Origin of the sequence: Alkalicoccobacillus porphyridii (assembly GCF_007293315.1) — a bacterium.
Classification (GTDB): Bacteria; Bacillota; Bacilli; order Bacillales; family Bacillaceae_D; genus Alkalicoccobacillus; species Alkalicoccobacillus porphyridii.
The window spans coordinates 314,325-333,885 of sequence record NZ_VLXZ01000002.1; the positions used below are offsets into that span (position 1 = coordinate 314,325).

14 protein-coding genes and 1 riboswitch are annotated in these 19,561 nt (G+C 39.8%); of the genes, 1 reads left to right on the top strand and 13 read right to left on the bottom strand.

Annotated elements, in window-relative coordinates:
- Positions 1-5 precede the first annotated feature (5 nt).
- The 8 genes from FN960_RS04890 to FN960_RS04925 form a co-directional block, all read right to left on the bottom strand.
- The gene (locus FN960_RS04890) at positions 6-929 is read right to left on the bottom strand and encodes an ABC transporter permease (protein WP_143847458.1); all 924 of its coding nucleotides are present in this window, start codon (positions 927-929) and stop codon (positions 6-8) included.
- Between the two features lie 18 nt (positions 930-947).
- Positions 948-2,579, bottom strand: coding sequence for an ABC transporter substrate-binding protein (locus FN960_RS04895; RefSeq protein WP_143847460.1), 1,632 nt, complete (start codon positions 2,577-2,579; stop codon positions 948-950).
- 62 nt (positions 2,580-2,641) lie between these two features.
- On the bottom strand, positions 2,642-3,718 hold the full coding sequence (locus tag FN960_RS04900) for an LLM class flavin-dependent oxidoreductase (RefSeq protein WP_143847462.1): 1,077 nt from the start codon (positions 3,716-3,718) through the stop codon (positions 2,642-2,644).
- An 81-nt stretch (positions 3,719-3,799) separates the two neighbouring features.
- The gene (locus FN960_RS04905) at positions 3,800-4,057 is read right to left on the bottom strand and encodes a glutaredoxin family protein (protein WP_143847464.1); all 258 of its coding nucleotides are present in this window, start codon (positions 4,055-4,057) and stop codon (positions 3,800-3,802) included.
- Between the two features lie 102 nt (positions 4,058-4,159).
- Positions 4,160-5,065: a LysR family transcriptional regulator gene (locus tag FN960_RS04910; RefSeq protein ID WP_143847466.1), complete on the bottom strand. Its 906-nt coding sequence runs from the start codon at positions 5,063-5,065 to the stop codon at positions 4,160-4,162.
- 124 nt (positions 5,066-5,189) lie between these two features.
- Positions 5,190-6,530 (bottom strand): 5'-deoxyadenosine deaminase, encoded by a 1,341-nt coding sequence (locus FN960_RS04915; RefSeq protein WP_143847468.1) that lies wholly within the window; start codon positions 6,528-6,530, stop codon positions 5,190-5,192.
- Between the two features lie 58 nt (positions 6,531-6,588).
- Positions 6,589-6,690: riboswitch (purine riboswitch) on the bottom strand.
- Between the two features lie 69 nt (positions 6,691-6,759).
- Positions 6,760-8,100, bottom strand: a complete 1,341-nt coding sequence (locus FN960_RS04920) for an LLM class flavin-dependent oxidoreductase (protein ID WP_143847470.1) — start codon at positions 8,098-8,100, stop codon at positions 6,760-6,762.
- A 591-nt stretch (positions 8,101-8,691) separates the two neighbouring features.
- The gene (locus FN960_RS04925) at positions 8,692-9,297 is read right to left on the bottom strand and encodes a copper resistance CopC family protein (protein ID WP_143847472.1); all 606 of its coding nucleotides are present in this window, start codon (positions 9,295-9,297) and stop codon (positions 8,692-8,694) included.
- Positions 9,298-9,499: 202 nt separating this feature from the next.
- On the opposite strand from FN960_RS04925, the gene FN960_RS04930 reads away from it, so the two are divergent.
- Positions 9,500-11,113: a CopD family protein gene (locus FN960_RS04930; RefSeq protein ID WP_143847474.1), complete on the top strand. Its 1,614-nt coding sequence runs from the start codon at positions 9,500-9,502 to the stop codon at positions 11,111-11,113.
- Positions 11,114-11,503: 390 nt separating this feature from the next.
- Here FN960_RS04930 and FN960_RS04935 read toward each other — a convergent pair whose 3' ends face one another.
- The 5 genes from FN960_RS04935 to FN960_RS04955 form a co-directional block, all read right to left on the bottom strand.
- Positions 11,504-13,123 carry a response regulator transcription factor gene (locus FN960_RS04935; protein ID WP_143847476.1) on the bottom strand — a complete coding sequence of 540 codons (1,620 nt, stop codon included), beginning with the start codon at positions 13,121-13,123 and terminating at the stop codon, positions 11,504-11,506.
- A complete protein-coding gene (locus FN960_RS04940; protein WP_143847478.1) occupies positions 13,116-14,870 on the bottom strand; it encodes a sensor histidine kinase in 1,755 nt (584 codons plus the stop codon). Before FN960_RS04940 ends, FN960_RS04935 begins: the two co-directional genes overlap by 8 nt.
- A gap of 249 nt (positions 14,871-15,119) precedes the next feature.
- A complete protein-coding gene (locus FN960_RS04945; RefSeq protein WP_143847479.1) occupies positions 15,120-16,811 on the bottom strand; it encodes a type 2 periplasmic-binding domain-containing protein in 1,692 nt (563 codons plus the stop codon).
- A 93-nt stretch (positions 16,812-16,904) separates the two neighbouring features.
- Positions 16,905-18,443 (bottom strand): glycoside hydrolase family 43 protein, encoded by a 1,539-nt coding sequence (locus FN960_RS04950; RefSeq protein WP_143847481.1) that lies wholly within the window; start codon positions 18,441-18,443, stop codon positions 16,905-16,907.
- A 29-nt stretch (positions 18,444-18,472) separates the two neighbouring features.
- Complete coding sequence (locus tag FN960_RS04955; RefSeq protein WP_143847483.1) at positions 18,473-19,489, bottom strand: endo-1,4-beta-xylanase; 1,017 nt, start codon at positions 19,487-19,489, stop codon at positions 18,473-18,475.
- Between the last annotated feature and the right edge of the window lie 72 nt (positions 19,490-19,561).

The following is a 19,561-nucleotide window of genomic DNA, read 5'->3' on the forward strand; positions in this document are numbered from 1 at the left end:
CATGCCTAAGCTTCGCGTTTAATTCTTGGATCAATGACTGAATACGATACATCTACCAATAGATTAATTGTGATGTAGGTAATAGAGATTAGAAGAATCGCTCCCTGTAATACCGGGATGTCTTTTTGGTTAATCGCCCCGATGATGACTGTACCTACTCCCTGTCTGGAGAACACGGTTTCCGTTACGACGGATCCCGCAAGCATTTCTCCAAATAAGATACCAATGACCGTAACCGTTGGAAGAATTGCATTACGTAATACATGTTTGATAATAATCTTTCGCTCACTTAGTCCCTTAGAACGTAAGGTGGTTACAAATTTATTATTCAAGACATCCAACATGCTATTCCTTATTAGTCGTGTAATCACACCAGCTCCACTTATTCCTAGTGCTAGTGCTGGAAGGACAAGCTGATTCAGACTACCGCTTCCTATAGAAGGAAACCAATTAAACTGAACGGAGAAAATCATAATCAGGATAATGCCAATCCAAAAATTTGGCATGGAGATCCCAAATAGACTGATTACACGGACAACATTATCGATAAACGTATTAGAATAAACCGCCGATAACACTCCTAATACAACGCCAAGCGTAATAGCTACAATCGTACTGGCAATCGTTAATGTTAAGGTAGCAGGAAAGTGGGCCAGCAGCTTATCAAGTACCGGTTCATTTGTAACAAAGGACTGTCCCAAATTCCCTTGAATAATATTAAGAAGATACGTGACATATTGTTGACCAAGCGACTGATTGAGTCCTAGTTTTTCTTCAATCTGGCTAATGGTTTCAGCTGATACTTCTTCACCTGCGATTAAATCAGCTACACTACCAGGTAGAAAGTGAATTAAGAAAAAGACTAGAGTTAGACAGCCAAGAATAACCGGTATGGCAATCAGCATTCTTTTTATTACAAACTGGAGCACAAAGTTCCCTCCTTACTACTATGGTTGATCTAGCCATGTATCATAGAATTGCGGAAACCCTGTATAATCAAATGTAATATCATTTACTTCCTGTCCAACACCAATATTGTAGAGAAAAACATATGTCGGAATTGAATAGATGTCTGATATAATTTTCTCTTGAATATCACCGTACAGCTCTAACCTTCTCTCAGGGTCTGTTTCTTCCACTGCTTGATCGAGCCAATCATCCAACTCTTCATCTTTTACTTTAGATACCGTATTTTCTCCTCGAGGACCTCTAGTTGAAAAGATGACTCTAAGAACATCTGGTTCACCTGAAAACTGACTTGAAGCGAACAGATCATAATCACCTGCATCTGCACGTTCACGATAGGTCCCAGATGGAAGCGAGATAATATCCAACTCAAACCCTACTTCCTTTAATTGTTGTTGTAGGATTGTAATAAGATCTAGCCGTTTTTCGCGGTTTCCTTGCGTATCGATAAATTCTACTTTCAGTTTCTCTCCATTTTTCTCACGGATGCCATCTGCTCCAACTTCCCAGCCTTCTGCTTCAAGTATTTCTGCTGCCTTTTCTGCATCGTGGCTCCACGTATCCTTTAAATCTTTATAGCCCAATGTGCCAGGACTTATTGAAGAATAGGCTGTTTCAAATGTACCTAAATAATTTGTATTCACTGCGGCTTCCATATCGATTGCCAATCTAAACGCTTCTCGGATTTCCTTCTTATCCCAAGGTTCTTTATTCGAATTTAAGAATAGATTGTAATTATTTTGAATGAGTTCTTTTTCAAAAATATGAAACTGGTCATTTGCTTCAAGAGCTGCAAGATTCTGAGGAGGAATAATATCTGCTGCGTGGACTTGCTTACTCTCAAGAACGCCAATTCTTGTTGCCTCTTCAGGAACCATTTTTATAACAACGGTGTCTAAGTAAGCTGGGCCTTCATGATTCGCTGTCGGCGGCGCCCAGTCATATTCTTTGTTATTCTCCAAATGAATTTCTGTACCCTCAATTAACTCAGAAAATACAAACGGACCTGTTCCAACCGGATTATGCACAAATCGATCTCCTTGTTCTTCAACAGCTGTAGGAGAAACTATGCCTAATGTAGTATGAGACAGGTTGCTCAAGAATGGTGCAAATGTTTCACTAAAATGAATGGTTACGGTAAACTCATCTATCACTTCGGCAGATTCAAACGGACCTATCTCATTTTTTGATATATATGCATTCGTCTCAGGATCGTTAATCCGGTCAAAGTTGAACTTTACAGCTTCAGCATTAAACGGAGTCCCATCATGAAAGGTTACGTCTTCTCTTAGCTTAAATGTGTAACTCTTTTGATCCTCTGATATTTCCCAAGACTCAGCAAGCCAAGGCTCTATTGAATGGTCTTCATTTTCAACAACCAAGCTATCATAGATGGAGCGAATGACTCGTATATTCTGGGCATTTGCTGTTTTATGCGGATCCATGACATCACCGTCAAGAGAACCACCTAAGGCAAATATAAAGTCTCCTCCAGAAACAGGTTCTTGATTTGAATCATCCCCAGATGATTGACCTGAGCTTGCCGCTCCCCCATTACAAGCTGCTAACACCCAAACAAACAATACAGCTATCAACCATTTACCTAACCTCACTCTTTTCACTCCTTCTCTTAAAAGAGTGAGATTGGACTAACTCCCTCTCACTCTTACTCTTTTTATACAGCCTGCGTATTCTTTAATTTGGCATTTACTCGCGGGATAATATCTCTACCAATTGCCTCTACTGTTTCTAAATGAGGGTATCCTCTTAGTAATATCTTCTCAAAGCCTAATTCAGCATACTCAATGACACGATCTGCAATTTGATCAGGTGTGCCTACAAGTGCTATTGAATTGCCACCTAGAACTTGAGTTAAACCAGCCCAAACATTTGGACCAAGTATGAAATCCTTATCCTTAGAGGTTTGTCTCAGCTTCTCTAACCTCTTCTCACCAATTGATTCGTTTGATTGAGTGACTTTTGACTTTGCCTGTATTTGCTCCACATTCACTTTACTTAATAGATTTCTTGCCTTTTCCCACGCAAGTTCCTCCGTATCAGCGACAATCACCTGAAAGGAAGCTGAGTATTTAAGCGTTCGTTTATATTGTTTTTCAAGAGCCTTCATTTCTTGAATTCGGTTCCTTGTCTCTTCATAGGACTCACCCCAGAGCATATATACATCCCCATGCTCGGCAGCTACATGCTGACCAGCCTCTGAGGCACCACCTATGAAAATCTCCGGTCGTGGTTGTTGAATAGATTTAGGGAACAAGGATGCTCCTTTTAACGTATAAAAGTCTCCTTCGTGACTGACTGTGTCCTCTTCAAAAAGACTTTTTATAATATGGACAAACTCAGCTGTACGTTTGTATCTTTGGTCATGAGGAAGTGTGTCACCATCCCTGCTTAGTTCAACGGGCGATCCCCCGGTCACAACATTTATTTGCGCTCGACCATTAGACAAATAGTCCAAAGTAGAAAACTGTTTAGCGAAAACGCTTGGACTAATGAATCCTGGTCTAGCTGCATATAAGAAGTTTAGATTTTTGGTTGAGTTAATCAATGAAGCGGCAACAATTGACGCATCTAAACACGGGCTGCCTGTGGGTAATAACATCGACGAAATTCCAGACTTCTCAGCAATTTGAGCTATTCTTTGGTTATATTCAAATGTTGGTTCTCTCTCAGGACGAACACCTACGTACTTACTATCACCGGAAGTTGGGAACATTGAAATAAATTCAACCATTATTCTCACCCTTTCATATAAATTAAAGAAAACCCAATAACACTTCATGTGCTCTTGGGTCTCCAGTCGTCTGGTCAACCGTTATGAGATTGCTTTTCGTTCAAGAATTTTGTTGAGATCGCCGTCAAGGATGGCTTCGTAGTGCTGATCTTTTCCGATTTCAACTACTGGTACGTGACGAATGCCGTATTTTATTTCTAATACATCTCTTAGATAGGGGTGCTCCCCTACATCAAGATTCTTGTAGATAATGTTTCCCTCTTTTAACTCGGCTTTTAGTGCTTGGCAGGCGCTGCATCCTTCTCTACTCCATAGGACAATGTTTGTTTGATTGGACATGCTGAATCCCCCTTTGTTCAATAGTGAGTTAACCAATCGGATTAATAGTTAATATAGCTTACTTCACCGTATTTGTATAATTGAAAAAAATGAAACGTTATTTCACTTTTTTTGAAGTGATTCGTCCTGGTGCTTTAATTCCTTGTAAAATAAATCAATTAAGTAGGTCATTGCATTTCCAGTGTAGGATTTTTCTTCATTACGCATGAGCCCTACGGTTAATTCCTTCTGAAAGTCTTGAAGGGGTTTTAATACTGTTCCGGGTGGTGGTGGGCTAGCGGCAATGATAGGTACGGCAGCAAGACCATAACCAAGTTCGACGTAATGCTTTAGGGCAAGCATATTGCTAATTTCCATGCGGTATTTAGGCTTTAGGCCTTTATCGATCATTTGCTTTTCTAGATTGCGTCTAAACGGGCATATGGCTGTTGTGATAAGGATCATCTCATCCTCTATGTCTTCTAAACGTACTGATTCTCGATTGGCTAAAGGGTGAGAGTTCTGCATAAGTAATGCAACATCCTCCGTGAAAAGCGGTGAAAAGTGTAGGGTTGATATTTCATCCGGTGCTGTACAGATGGCAAGATCGATTTCACCTTTTTTAACCATTTCTACAAGGGCTCTACTGCTTTGAATTTGAATATTAACGTTTACCTTTGGAAATTTCTCATAAAAGGGCGTTAGTACATGAGGCATTCTGTAACTAGCCGTGGGTTCCATCACACCAATTCGGATGTCACCCGATTCACCGTGAATAAAGTCAGCCATTAGCTCTTGTAGGATGTCATAGTCTTTTAATAACACTTCTCCTTTGGCGTTTAATAGCCGCCCAGCTTCTGTCAGCTGGAAGTTCTTCCCCCTTTCGATTAATAGCACACCGAGCTCTTGTTCAAGCTTTTTCATCTGCATAGTAATCGTGGACTGGGCATAGGCAAGCTCTTCCGCTGCTTTTTGAAAACTTTTATGCTTCACAATGGTTCTAAACGTTTTGATGCTTCTCAGATCCATTTTCACCCTCCTCGTCCTCTTTTCAGCTATTATATCTCAATAACCAATTAAACAGGTGTGTTTACTTTATAAAATAATAAAAAAATCCCACTTCCTCTCTTCTGAGAACAAATGGGATCGTAATCTATGAAGTTAAAGTGGGTAACCTTTTGATTAACCGCTTCATCACTCGATTTGATTCATTTAAGACTAGCTGCTTATCTAGGGTTTTCATAATGCGGTTTTCCATCACGATGCGACCGTTAATCATGGTTGATTCTACGTCTGCGCGTGTCGCTGAATACACGATACGCGAGATCGTATCAACATCAAAGGAAGGGTAGGTGTGAAAATCATTTAGATCGAGAATCGCGAGGTCTGCTTTTTTGCCGACTTCGATACTTCCTATTTCTTTTTCAAGCCCGATCGCTTTTGCTCCACCTAATGTAGCCATTCGGAACACGGTTCTGGCGTTCATCGTTGTGGGTCCATGCTCTGGCTTTTGAATAAGAGCGGCTAGCCTCATCTCATTAAACATGTCTAAGTTATTATTACATGGTGCCCCGTCTGCTCCGAGGCTGACAGCTATGTCTTGGCTTAGTAAATCCGGAATTTCTGCGATCCCAGATGCAAGCTTTAAATTAGATCCAGGGCAGTGTGTGACTTTTACACCACGTTCTTTCAAAATGCGTTTTTCCTCTGCATCCAGCCAGACACAGTGTGCAAGGATTAAGCGGTCATTGGCAAGGCCTAAGTGATCTAGGTACACTACGTTGCGCATACCCGTCTCCGCTTGAACAATCTCAATCTCGCCTCGATTCTCTGAGGCGTGTGTATGAACCTTCACCTGATAATGCTCAGATAACTTGCTCACTTCCTTTAACAATGGTTCCGTGCAGGAAACAACAAATCTTGGCGTAAAGGCATACTGAATTCTTCCTTGATCATAGCCATGCCATTTCTCAAGTAAATCCACGCTTTGTTGAATAGATTGCTGTGTGTTCTCCTGCAGTGCCTTTGGAACCTCTGTACCTTTATCCATCATCACCTTACCGGCGAGTGCTCTAATACCAGTCGATGCAATCGCTTGGAAAGCCGACTCTGTGTGATGAACGGTTTCCATATCGACAATGGAGGTGGTGCCACTTTGAATCAGTTCGCCAATGCCGAGCATGGCTGAGTAATAGACTGATTCCTCGTCATGTGCGGCCTCCAATGGCCAAATTCGCTTCTGGAGCCAATCCATTAATTCAAGGTCGTCTCCCTTGCCACGAAAGGCCGTCTGACAGAGATGAATATGTGTTTGCACAAAGCCTGGGATGACCGTTTTTCCACGACCATCAATGATTTTATCCGCCTTTACATTCTCAAGACGCCTTCCAATTCCCTTGATTCTGGTGTCTTCAATCAAAATATCCCCGATAAAGATGTCTTCGTCCTTGTTCATGGTAACAATTTCAGCCTGCTTAATTAGAATGCTTCCCACTTATTTCACTCCTTTATCAAAATGAAAGAAGATTTGCCCACAAAAAATAGCTACAAAAATAGGGCAAACCTATTCTCGTAGCTAGGAAGTTTAAGGCTCCTAAGTAGAAACCCTTGGTCCATATTACCAAGGTTATACGATGTTATATCCATATATAGATATAGCCATATTTTAAGTGATCTATCGCTATCCTGCAACGGCGCCGTTACATTTCTTAACGGACTTTTTGTTAAACAAACGTTTGATTAGATACTTGTTTTTCCGTTCTAAAGCTCGGAACGTCTAAGCCTAAATGATCTCTTAACGTCTCTCCACTGTACTGCTTACGAAAGATTCCTCGTTCTTGAAGGATAGGTACAACCAACTCTACAAAGTCATCTAACCCTCCAGGATATCTAGCAAAAAGTAAATTAAAGCCGTCACAAGCACCAGACTCAAACCAAAGCTGAAGATCATCCGCTACCTGCTCCGGATTACCGATAATTAATCGGTGACCACGCCCTCCTGCTATCTTCTGATAAAGCTGGCGTACGGTGAGCTGCTCACGCTTTGCCATATCAATAATGAGCTGTTTCCTACTTTGATTTCCATTGTATTCTGGGAGTTCGGTTGGCAACGGGCCATCCAAATCAAATTGAGAAAAGTCAAAGCCACCCATGTATTCACTTAAGAGTTCAAGTCCAACTTCAGGTACAATGAGATCCTGCAGCTCATTATACTTTTCCCATGCTTCTTCTTCTGTTAATGCAACAATTGGAATGACTCCTGGTAAAATTTTCACCTTGCTTGGATCACGCCCATGCTCCACTGCCTTAGATTGAATATCATTTGCAAATTTCAGTGCCTCTTCTATTGTTTGCTGCGCAGTAAAGATGACCTCTGCGTGCTTAGCCGCAAATGCTCTTCCCTGTTCAGATGATCCAGCTTGAATAATGACTGGTTCTCCTTGCTTAGAGCGCGATGTATTTAAAGGACCAGCTACAGAGAAATATCTTCCCTCATGATGTTGGGCATGCAGCTTCTTCTGGTCAAAATACGTGCCTGTTGCCTTGTCACGAACCAGAGCGTCAGTCTCCCAGCTATTCCAAAGCTTTTTGACGACCTCTACAAATTCATCTGCACGAACATAACGTTCATCATGCTTCATATGATCATTCTGGTTAAAATTGTTCGCTTCTCCTTGATAATATGAGGTGACTACATTCCAGCCCGTTCTGCCTTTGTTCAAGTGGTCTAATGACAAGAACTTTCTAGCTAAGTGAAATGGTTCATTGTAGGTCGTTGTGGCGGTTGCTGCTAGTCCAATCGACTTTGTTGCAATACTAAGTGCCCCAAGTAAGGTTAATGGCTCAAATCGTACAAGCTCAGAAGGGTGTGACCTTTCATTAAAGGATAAGCCATCACTGACAAAAAGCAGATCAAACTTACCTTGCTCAGCTGTTTTTGCAATATCAATATAAAAATCTATATCCTCCGGGCTATCAGCTGGCGTATCTGCCTGTCTCCACGAGGCAAGATGATGGCCAAACCCCATAAGAAAAACGCCCAAATGCATCTGTCTTTTTTGCATATATGCCTCCTCTAAACCAACAAATTCTATCGGTTTAATTAGTTGATTTTACTATACTAGGAGGTTTTTGTTTACGCAATTTGAAATATCTGAACCTTTTGTTCAATTGTTTTGAATTCAAGCCTTACTCCTTAATTCATTTGGTGTAACGTGATTTAAGTCTTGTTCCTATGGGAGCTATTTCTACGAACATTCATTACTTTGGAGCAAAGATTTGTAATTGGATAGCGTTAGCTTACCAATTACGAAGCAGATGTTCACTGCTGAATTCTGATCTTGTTTCGATTATTGATAAAGTCCTTGTTTATGTGTAAAGTAGTTTTATCTCTTCGGCTACCGCTCCCGAAAATAGGGGTACTTACCCAAGGGAAGGTCATGAGTTAACCCAACTGCTTCGATTTATCTCATTGAATCTTTTAATTGAGACCACTGAACAAGTCATCTAGAAATGGGCCTCTTTCCACCGCTCCAGGAGAAAATTTAAATATATTCCGGTGGGTAACGTATCTTTATATCATTACCTAACGTAGAAGAGCCGAGCAATGAAGTGATTTGATAGAATCACTTCATTGCTCGGCTCTTAATGACCTCTTATGACTTACGCTTAACCAATCTCATGACAACCCCGGAAAGAATTCCAGCTATTGCAACAAGAGCAATGATCCAGCCAATGCCTAGGCCTGCGGATTCGGTATTAGCATCTGATGCTTGCTGATCAGGCGCTTCGACCGCTTCCTCCTGCTCTTCTTCAACTGGTGGAGCCTCTGTTTGATCAGGCTTCTCTTCTATCGTAGATTCTTCCTCAGTAGCAACCGTAAAAGAGAATGCTCCTTCTACAGGGTGAGTATCTTCACTCAAGATCGTATACATCGCTTCATATTCACCATTTGCCAACGGCTGCTCCACACGAGCTGTTAGTGTGGATCCATCAACTTCTATTTCAAGCGCTATCTCTTCTTCATTATCCTTTATTAGAGACATTGTGCTTGCCGCTTCAATTCCCCCGCTAAAATGAATCGTAATCGTATCTAGGCTTTCCTCAACTGTTTGACCATCTTCAGGTACAGAGGATTCAAGTTGCGAGTGCGCGCTCGCTGTTGCAGGGTATATAAAACAGAGTAGTACTGCAGTAGCAATCCCCATTACCATACGTTTATATTTATTTACCATCGTTTCATCTACTTCCCTTCTTACCACTTATTGCTCTCTTATAAGATAACTCTTTGTCCTTTAGCTGTCATCACATGATGATGACTATTTACAACAAACCTGCTGCTTTGTGAACTCGCTCGTCACAAACCATTTGCTTATCACCCTGACTTTTGTGCTGATGCTTGTCTCTTTTTAAATTAGGTGGTTACAATGTAGATGAGACCTAACCGTTCGGAGGCAGTTCAAAATGATCGTACAAATATCCAATCTGTTTTTATATATGGCTTTAACCATTGTAGGTGGTTATTATATTCTCCACCTTATTCCTAACCGTTTTCAAGCCATTTTAACCATACAAAAAACAACCATTGAGAGCGTCCTGCTTTCTATCCCTATTTTAATGGCCGTTAGCACTATGAATGTGGTCGTCACACTTGTTAATCGATTTAATGCAAACTGGGGAGATGCTATAAGTTCCGTCCTGCTAACTTATTCAACTGGGCAGGCCTTAGTTTTTGTTAGCGTGATTACAGTTGTTATGTTAGTTGTTCATCGCATAGCTATGTCTGAAACCATACGTTTTTACCTTCTGGCTTTTGGCATGATCTTACTTATGCTCGGGGCCAGCTGGGCTAGTCATGGTGCCTCCTTATATGGCTGGATGGGCGTTATTTCTACATTTATTCATTTCTCCAGTATTGTGGCTTGGATCGGTCCACTATTCTTAATGGGCTGGTTTGCTTCAAAGCTACCTGATAGCCAAAGTCTTCATAAATGGTTTTCTCCCGTAGCCGCAGGAGCTGTGCTCTTGCTTACATTATCGGGCATTTTTTTGGTAACCCGCGTGACCGAGGATTATTTTAATGGCATTTTAATTACCTATGGTCATTTGTTATTTGTAAAACACTTGCTCTATGTGCCCTTGCTGTTCTTTGGGCTGCGGCACCTCGTGCTTCTGAGCTTAAAAAAACCGAGATTATCTGAACCACAGCTTCGACGATCCTTTCGCGCTGAATCTGTGATTGCATTTTTTATTTTTGCCGTCACAGGTTTCATGTCTGAAACAGAGCCGCCACATGAGGTATTGAGGACCTTGGAATATGAACCCGTTAATCCAATCACGGCATTTTTTATCCAAGAGCCTTTATCACAATACCAATTATTGACCTTTTCACCAGGTCCAGTAGGGTTTATTTTTCTGTACCTCGGGATTATCTTTCTACTCGCTGGCTTAGCTATATTATTGTTAACTAGAAACACATGGGCCCCATCCTTAATGTTAGCGCTGTTGTTTGTTTCATCCTATGGAGGAGCCATGTACTCACTGTCTCCAGGTGAAATTTATGTGGATGATACACCTTATCCAACAGTGGAGGAAGCCATTGCTGCTAGCCACCCTGAAGGCTCCGAAATTGAAGTGCTTTGGGAGGATGTTGGCGATGAGCTGGCGCTAGCCATCTACAACAGTAATGCCACGGATTTAGGTCTTGAGAGGTTGGATGTAGAGGGAGAAACATTTATTAGAATTCCGGTCAGTGGCCTAGTTCTAGAGAATGGCTATAGCCGCTCCGGAACAAACGGAACCCAAACCCAGCGCTTTGAATCAGGAAATTGGCATGACCCGGATTATAGATACACTTACGTGACATTCGGTTACACGCCAATCCCTGAAGCCGTTGAAGCACAAATTATCTACTCAGGCGAAACCGTGACCGTTCCAATCGAAAATCAGACGTTCCTATCCATTATTTCTAATGACGAAAGCTGGTATGACTCACACACCATTGAAATAATAGGTCCAGATGATGAAGTGCTAAATTCATTTGAGTTAGATTCAATGAGTGGCGGATTTCATCATTGATGTAAAGAAGAAGAAGCTGCCCCGCGTGTGGTGGGGGAGCTTTTTTGGGGTGAGGGGATTTGAGGCGATGTGGTTTGTCACACCACGTGGCGCTCACCTGCTTCCGCGCGCTCACTCCGCTTTTCCGCGCATTGACCTGATGTTTTCGAGCATGGCACTTTGCTTTTAGCGCATTTTTCATCTTATCGCGCATTTCCTGCCATACGCGGGGCTGTGAGCATTACGTTTGCTAAACTGAGCTTTCTTGCTCTCGCGTATACTAACTCTAACACCGCACCACTCGGGTCATCTTCCGCAAAAAAAGCTGCCCTCCACTGAGGAACAGCTCTCATATTCTCGACTGATGTTTTTTTGTGGCTTCAAGAATGCTGTAAGTACGGGTTTCCTTAACTATAGCTTCTGAGATAACACTTCACGATATTCTTTCGGGGTCATACCAGTGGTCTTTTTAAAGAATCTAGTAAACGAGTGGGCTGTATGGTAGCCAACGAGCTTACTTACTTCCCTGATTTTTAGATTTCCATCCTGCAATAATTCTTTTGCTCTTCTCACCCGACATTTATCAATATGTTCTGATAAATTAATGCCTCTTTCTTGCTTAAAAAGGTGTGACAGATAGGATGGATTAAAAAAATGAATTTCAGCTAATCGAACTAATGATAAATCTTCGCTTAAGTGCTCTTCAATATAGTTGCTGATTCGATCAATGACAACGGCTGCTCTATCTCTATTCTCTGTGCGTTTCAGGCGGAAGATGTCCCTTGCCACTTTGTTGAGATAGGAATAGCCTTCGTTCATGTACGAATGCTCTTCCATTTTTAATAATTTTTCAGCGTTTGTTATTTTTTTATGCAGTCCATTTAAGTTAATAAATGAGTGTAAGACAAGGGCAATCGAAAAATAGGCCTCCATTTGCTGTGAATAATTCCTATCTTCAGCATATGATTGCACCTCTTTCACTTCATCGAAAAACTCTTTTTCTCGATTGGCTTCTAAATGTGAGGTTAATAATTCTACCTTTTGATTAGAGTTGAATCCTCGCTTTATGTCTTGCTCCGCTTCAACGTACTCTTTTAATATCTCTCTATAGTCATCCCCTACTTTTAATAATTGAGATTGGCGTAGCTTTTCATATTTTTGCGTAATATCTTCCCACTTGCTTAGCTCTGTACTTATTGTAAAATGAATTTTTAAATCCAATGAATCTGAGCATTCTTCTTGAATGAGCTCTAGTGACCCTTCCATATATTTCACTAGCTGGTTGATTTGATCTTGGTTATAACGCTTTGGCTGAATAAACCATACGATTCCCCCATAACGGTCTACGATCCCAATACTATCTAGTTGTTTTGATAAATGATGATCCCATATTAATCGAACACGATATAACATATTACTACGCTCTGTATATGTTGTTTCTGGCGAATAATCTACTTTTGCGAGAACAAGATAGATGTCCTCCATGGGATTTAACCGAATATTAAGTTGTTTGAACTCATTGGTTAAACCCAAACTGGAATCACATATCAATTTGCTCTTTTTTAAGACATGTCTCATAAAGTCACCCTGTGCCATTAATTCATAGGCTAACTTTTGCTCCTTCGTTTGCTCTACTAAATATTGATCGAGATGATTTTGTTTGATTTCCTTTATTACCTTTTTTACTGTCTCCGTCACTTTTTCAAAGCCTTCTGTTTTTAACAAATATCGAACATGATTCATTTGCATCGCTTGGTAAATATACTCGAAATTATTATATCCCGTCAGAAAAATCACCTTACACCTGGGCCAGTAATCTTGAATTCGCTCTACCAGCTTTAAGCCGCATAAACCCGGCATCGATATATCTGTTAACACAATATCTATTCTTGTCCTAGATAACCAATCTAATGCTTCTTCGCCTGAATATGCTTTACATACATCAAGCTGCTCAGGCATTAGCTGGCAAAATACATCATATAGGGCATCCGTAATAATTTCTTCATCATCAACAATTAATAATCTAAACAACCTTATTCTCCTCCTTTCCTAGCAATCGGATCGTTACTTTTAATCCATTTAGCTCACTTTTTGATAAGAACAGGCCACTTCCGTTTTCATAGAGCAATTCAATCCTTCTATGGATATTCATTAAACCGCTTAGCTCCTGCTGTTTGTCTGTGTTTTTCACTCGAAGATCCAATGACCTTATTTTCTCATCACTTAAGACATTTCCGTTGTCTTCCACCACAATCAGGACTTCATTTTGTTGATGTTGAAACGTAATTCTCAAAAAACCTTTTTGCGTCATTTTTTCTAAGATGTATTTATATGCGTTTTCTATAATTGGCTGGACAATAAGCTTTGGTACCAGCATTTGTTCAATAGACTCAGGCAGTTCATCAAACTGAACCTGAATTCTTCTTGAGAATCGCATGTTTTGGATATCTGTATACATTCGTGCATGCTTCATTTCTTCAACTAATGGAACTAAATTATCTTCATTTCTAGTAATAAATTTATAATATTCTCCTAGCATTTTTGTAAATGCTTCTATTCTTTCTGTGTCTTCTGTTTTAGCTAAAGAATTTATGATAAAAAAACTATTATATAAAAAATGGGGATTAATTTGAGATTGGAGCTGCTTTAGCTCTGCCTTCTGGAACATGAGCTTCTGCTTATAATCCCGATCAATAAGCGTTTTTAACTTTACTATCATTTCGTTGTAACGATTATATATAAACCCAAATTCATCTGTTTTATTATGTTCTATCGTTTGATCGAGGTTTCCCTTCTCAATATGCTTAAACCCATCCACAAGATGTAACAATGGTTGATGAACATGTTTGTACGTAAAATAGGAATAGATAATAATTGCAATGACCGTAAATAAACCAAATACCCATACCCAATTCCGAAAGATATTCAAAGGTTTTTTGACCATTTCATCAGGCAAATAACTAACGAGAATAAGATCACGACCCTCTGAATAGACACCGTCAAAGCGATACTCCACACCTGCCATTTCGATGACCTTAGAATCTAAATCAGATCGATCATTCACACTTGATACATATTCATGTAACATCTCTTCAGATGCCTCACTCGATGCCCACAACACTTGCCTGTCCCCTGAAAATAAGACCGTTTCGTTTTCTTCATACATATTGATTAAATCTAGTGAATGCACTAATTCCTCTTTATCTAATACAATTTGCAGAGAATAGAGTTCTTGACCATCAATATCTTTATTCATAATGACCGAGTTCAAGTATAAAGAGGCATCGTTTTGATTAATAATGTACCTGCTTGTATGTTGAATATTTAGTTGATTTATTCGATAATTTTCATCATTAAAATCATCTACTCCGTTTAGCGCGGAAATTGTTTTAGAAATAGAGGGGATATGGATGTAAATATCTTCAATATAGGGACTAGTGTTTGTAATAGAAACTAATCGATTCGTTATATAATTGATGTGTGTATTCTTCTCTACTCCATCCATCTTATTCCATATGAGGGCGATTTGTCGTAATGCATCCTCATGAAGTAGGTCATATTTTTGTCCCTCAATCCACTCTATTTCTCTATCTAAATGCTCTAGATATGAGTGTAGCTGTATAGACGTATGTTTAGATATTTCTTCACTTGCGTTGTTGTAACTCCATATATATAAATACAATCCTAATAAAACGATGGGAAGAATGACGATATGATACATGACTAATAAGCGAACGAATAAATTCTTACGTAATGAGTGAACAGGTTCGTTGTCCATGTTACATTCCTCCGGCAATTCGTTGTAAAGATGGGGCCATCCCACTAGACAGTGTCTTAGATTATGTGTATCCGGGGATTTTAAGGATGGAGCGCGACTCCTGATAAGTTCTTCCTCGTCGCTACCAAAATAAGGGGCACTTACTTCCCGCAGGTGTTGCCCTACTATTTTGTCCGCTTGTTTTAGGCTAGACATCAGAATGACTCATTACACAATAATAAGAACCTGATCCACTAAACCTTTTCCATATCAACGTTGATGATGAACTTCGTTTAACTCGTCTGTCATTTTATCTCCGCCTATCCTCTTCCAATTCTCCACAAACTCATCAAAATTATCGATGGGAGTCCCCATGATAATACTCTTATAGGCATCCAGTTGTAGATTATATAAAATAGGGATGTACTCAACGACTGCATCTGTTGGTGCATGAACCATTTGATCATGTAAAAGCTGATTGTTAGCTTGATAGGAATCGAGGATGGAATATGCCCCTTCTTCACCATAAGCTAAATACCAACCCCAACCATCCATGTCATTGTTCTCTACATAATCAGTGATTTTACCCTGAATGGCTCTAGCCTCTCCCACTAACTCATCTAATGTGTCATTCCTCTGTGCCTCTTGAATATCTAAAAATGCGTGATAATTTTTCAGTGGAGGGGACTGTGAAATGGGCGCCAATTGCCATATAGGATGAGGCGTACTGTAATATGTTTCATACTCTGCGGTCTCGCCCCAATTTTTTTCGAGATACAAATTAATCATTTTGACGAGAGCTTCAGGGTGATCAAATCCGCTTTTTACTACCCAAAAATATTCGCTTTGATTTTTAATAGGGACATAGGGGAGTTCCTCATTACTAGAAACGATGGGGAAGGCTTTCCACTCTGCATTAGAATCAATTTCTTTACTTCCCTGAACAAAAAATGGTGCCCATTGCTCCCCGTAGAGCATCCCTACTTCTCCATTATTGATTTGTTCTTTTATTTTTGATCCATCCTTCAAGAAAAATTCTTCATCAATCTGCCCATCTTGATACATCTGTTGGAGGACAAGCAATGCATCTTTTACTTCAGGCTGAATTCCTCCATACATTAAGTTGCCCGATTCATCCTCAAGCCAAATCGTAGGATATGCTTGATAACCTGCCATAAAACCAGTAAGGCTCATAATTGGATCCCATAAAAACTTTGAGATAGCTAATCCAAACTGATGATCTGCATTTCCATTTTGATTTAAATCCCTATGTGTAAACGCTTTCGAAATTTCCAGTACATCATCCATTGTCTCAGGAGGCTCTAGTTCTAGCTGTTCAAGCCAATCCGTGCGAATCCAGATATACTGTGCTATATCTACAGAAGACCCTATCACAGGAATCCCCATTAATTTCTCATTAATCATTGCTGCTTCAAAAGGATTTTCCTCATCTTGTTTCATCACTTGTGTAGTTAAGGGGGTCGCATAAGTTTCGTACACTTCCGTTAAATCTTCAATGAGGTTGGCTCTTTCAAGCTCTCTTAATTGCTGCCGATTGACTCTAACAATGTCTGCTAAATCACCAGACATCAGATCGTTCGCTAGCTTTTTATGATAAACGATATCTTCCTCTACCCACTTGAATTGAACATTTATTCCTAGTACATCATAAAATAATTCCGTCCAACGATTTTCTACTAATGTATCATTGGGAAATCGATTTTCTAGCTGTCTTACATTATCAGTTGTTCCTCTAACAAAGGAGACATCTATATTTGAATCAAATTTACTTAAACCTATATCTTCGTATTTGCCACCATCTTCTATGACGATTGGTTCGTCATCTGTGTTTTGAGTTTCAGAACACCCTAACAAAAAGCCAAAGAGCAACGTAACGCTAAAAACAATCTTGTTTCCACGCCATTTACCCAACGTATCCACCTCATCTTTTTTGTTACCCATGTTCCAAATACTGCCCAATCATTGATCTAGTAGTAAAAAGCCATCCCCTTTTCCTTTATAGGTAAGAATGAGAATGGCATTAATCATCATTGTTTACTTTTCATTGATTGAGTCTGCTGCAGTTTCGGACGTATCATATTGAAAATATTCAAATTTAGCGACACCACCGATTTGTTCCGTTGCAAAATGATATAACCCGATTCTAACCCCCATGAAATGGGTTAGCGTGTATTTCAATTGTAGTCTTTCTCCTATTTTATTCCATTCATTACCTTCTGATGAGTAATAAAAATCTACTGTATCCTGAAGCTGATGAAAGTTAAAATCAGCTTTTAAGACAATGGTGTTCCCATCATAAGGAATGGATTCGATACATTTATCTGAACCGTCCTCTCCTCTGATATACAATGTAATAAACGCCTTGCCATTTGAAGAGATTTCAACTCCCACAGCCCCAAAATCGTGTTGTAACGCAACTAACCCCGCTCGATTACCTGGTATCATTTCACTAATATCTAAGCTAGTCGATGCACTACACCACGGACCCTCCGTTCGTTGTGTTAATGTATTCCGAGCAAACTCTACACTTTTTGTGACATGCCCCGCTTCTAATGTGAGATACCCTTTATTCTTCGTTAATGACCATAGCTCATGATCAGGATTATGATTCCACTGCCACTGAAGTGGTAAGTGCTGTTCAGCCGACTGAAAATCATCACTTATGGTTAACGGCTTCTTTTCTCCCTCTGGCAATTTGGCTTCAAATTCTTCTGGCACCTTGCCATCAATCCCTAAAACGGGCCAATCGTCTGACCAATGCATAGGAACTAGGATAGGAACTCGCCCTACCGCTCCACGATCTTGAAATAAAACCGCATACCATTCTCTTTCTGGTGTATCCACAATACCACCCTGAGCGACGCCATTATTATAGAAATTCATATCATCATCAAGTACAATTCTAGATTCATAAGGTCCGAATAAGCTTTCTGAACGATAACACACTTCTCTTCTTCTTTTATTTCCAACACTTGGCCATTCAATAAAAAATAAATAATAATATCCATTCATTTTGTATGCATGGCAGCCTTCTGCACGAAGTCCCATTCCTTCTTTTTCTGTCTCAAGCAACAGTTGATTGATTCCGTTAGGCTTTAAGGCCGTGGCATCTGCAGTTAATTCTGTGATCATGATACGACCATTTCCATGAATGACATATGTGTGTTCTTCATCAAAAAAGAGACTCGGGTCATGTCTTAAGCCATCTATCACATGCCTATCCCAGTTTCCAGATTCAATATCGTCTGTCGTATAAATATAAAACTGTTTCGTATCATTCGCCGAAAAACATACATAAAACATATGATTGTGATAACGTAAGCTAGCTGCCCACATTCCTTTTCCGTAAATGTGTGAACCACCTTTTAATTCATGAGCGTCATTTGCTTCTAAGGTTTCATACACATAGCTATGAAGCTCCCAGTCTCTTAAATTATTTGACTTTAATATGGGGCAGCCTGGCATAGAATGCATGCTTGTACTTACCATATAATAGGTATCTTCTACTCGGATGACGCTAATATCAGGGACATCCGCCCATATTATTGGATTCCTTACTGTAATCGGACTCATTCTTATTCCTCCTACAAAACATTTCTCCTCTATGAATCGTGAAGCCTCGTTAATTCCTGATATGATTGCTTTGGTGAATGATTTTCGTCAAATAAAAATGGCCAGTTTTTTCTTCCCTTTACTGGAAAATTGTCTAGCCACGTGTAATCGTCAGCTACGCCCCAGAATGTCACAGAAGTAAGATGCTTTCGATAGTCTTTAAATACTTGAAAAATCTCCTTATATCTTTCCGCTTGAAGTGTCATCATCTCTTCTGTTGGCTCTTTTAGATCTGTGCGCTTATCTTCATGAGCAAAGACGGAGATATCTAATTCTGTGATATGTAACTTCACGTCTAAGCTTGCATACTTCTCAATTGCTTCACGAATAAGATCAATGGAAGGAGAATACACATTCCAATGACCTTGGAGACCGATGCCATCAATAGGCACCCCTTGATCTAGTAATGACTTTACAAGCTTATAAATCTTATCACGCTTTTCGGGATTTACCTCGTTGTAATCATTATAAAATAACAATGCGTTTGGATCCGCTTCCCTCGCAAATTCAAATGCTTTTGCAATGAAGTCTTCCCCAATGATATCTAACCACTTAGATGGTCGTAAAAATTCTCCATCTTGATCAGAGATCGCTTCATTTACGACATCCCAAGCATAAATCTGTCCTTTGTATCGACCCATTACTGTGTTTATATGCGATTTCATTCGTTCTAATAATTGATTCCTAGTAGGTGTAGATCCATCCTCATTCTCAAAGATCCAATCAGAGGTCTGGTTATGCCAAACTAATGTATGCCCCCTTACATTTAAATTATTTTCCTTAGCAAATGACATAATTTTATCTGCCTTCTCAAATGTGTACTCATCTTCTGTAGGATGAACACTTACAAATTTCATTTCATTCTCTGCCGTCACACTATTAAAATGATGGGTAATAAGCCCTTCCTGCTTTTGGATGGTGAAAGGAGTGACAGCCGCTCCAATGTAAAAATCGTCAGCGAACATATCACGTAATTGTTGATGCTGTTTAATCGTCGAATGTACCATATTAAAAAACACCCCATTCATAATTTTAAAGCGCTTTCATTCCCTTGATATACTTTCTTTCTTCTTGATCCA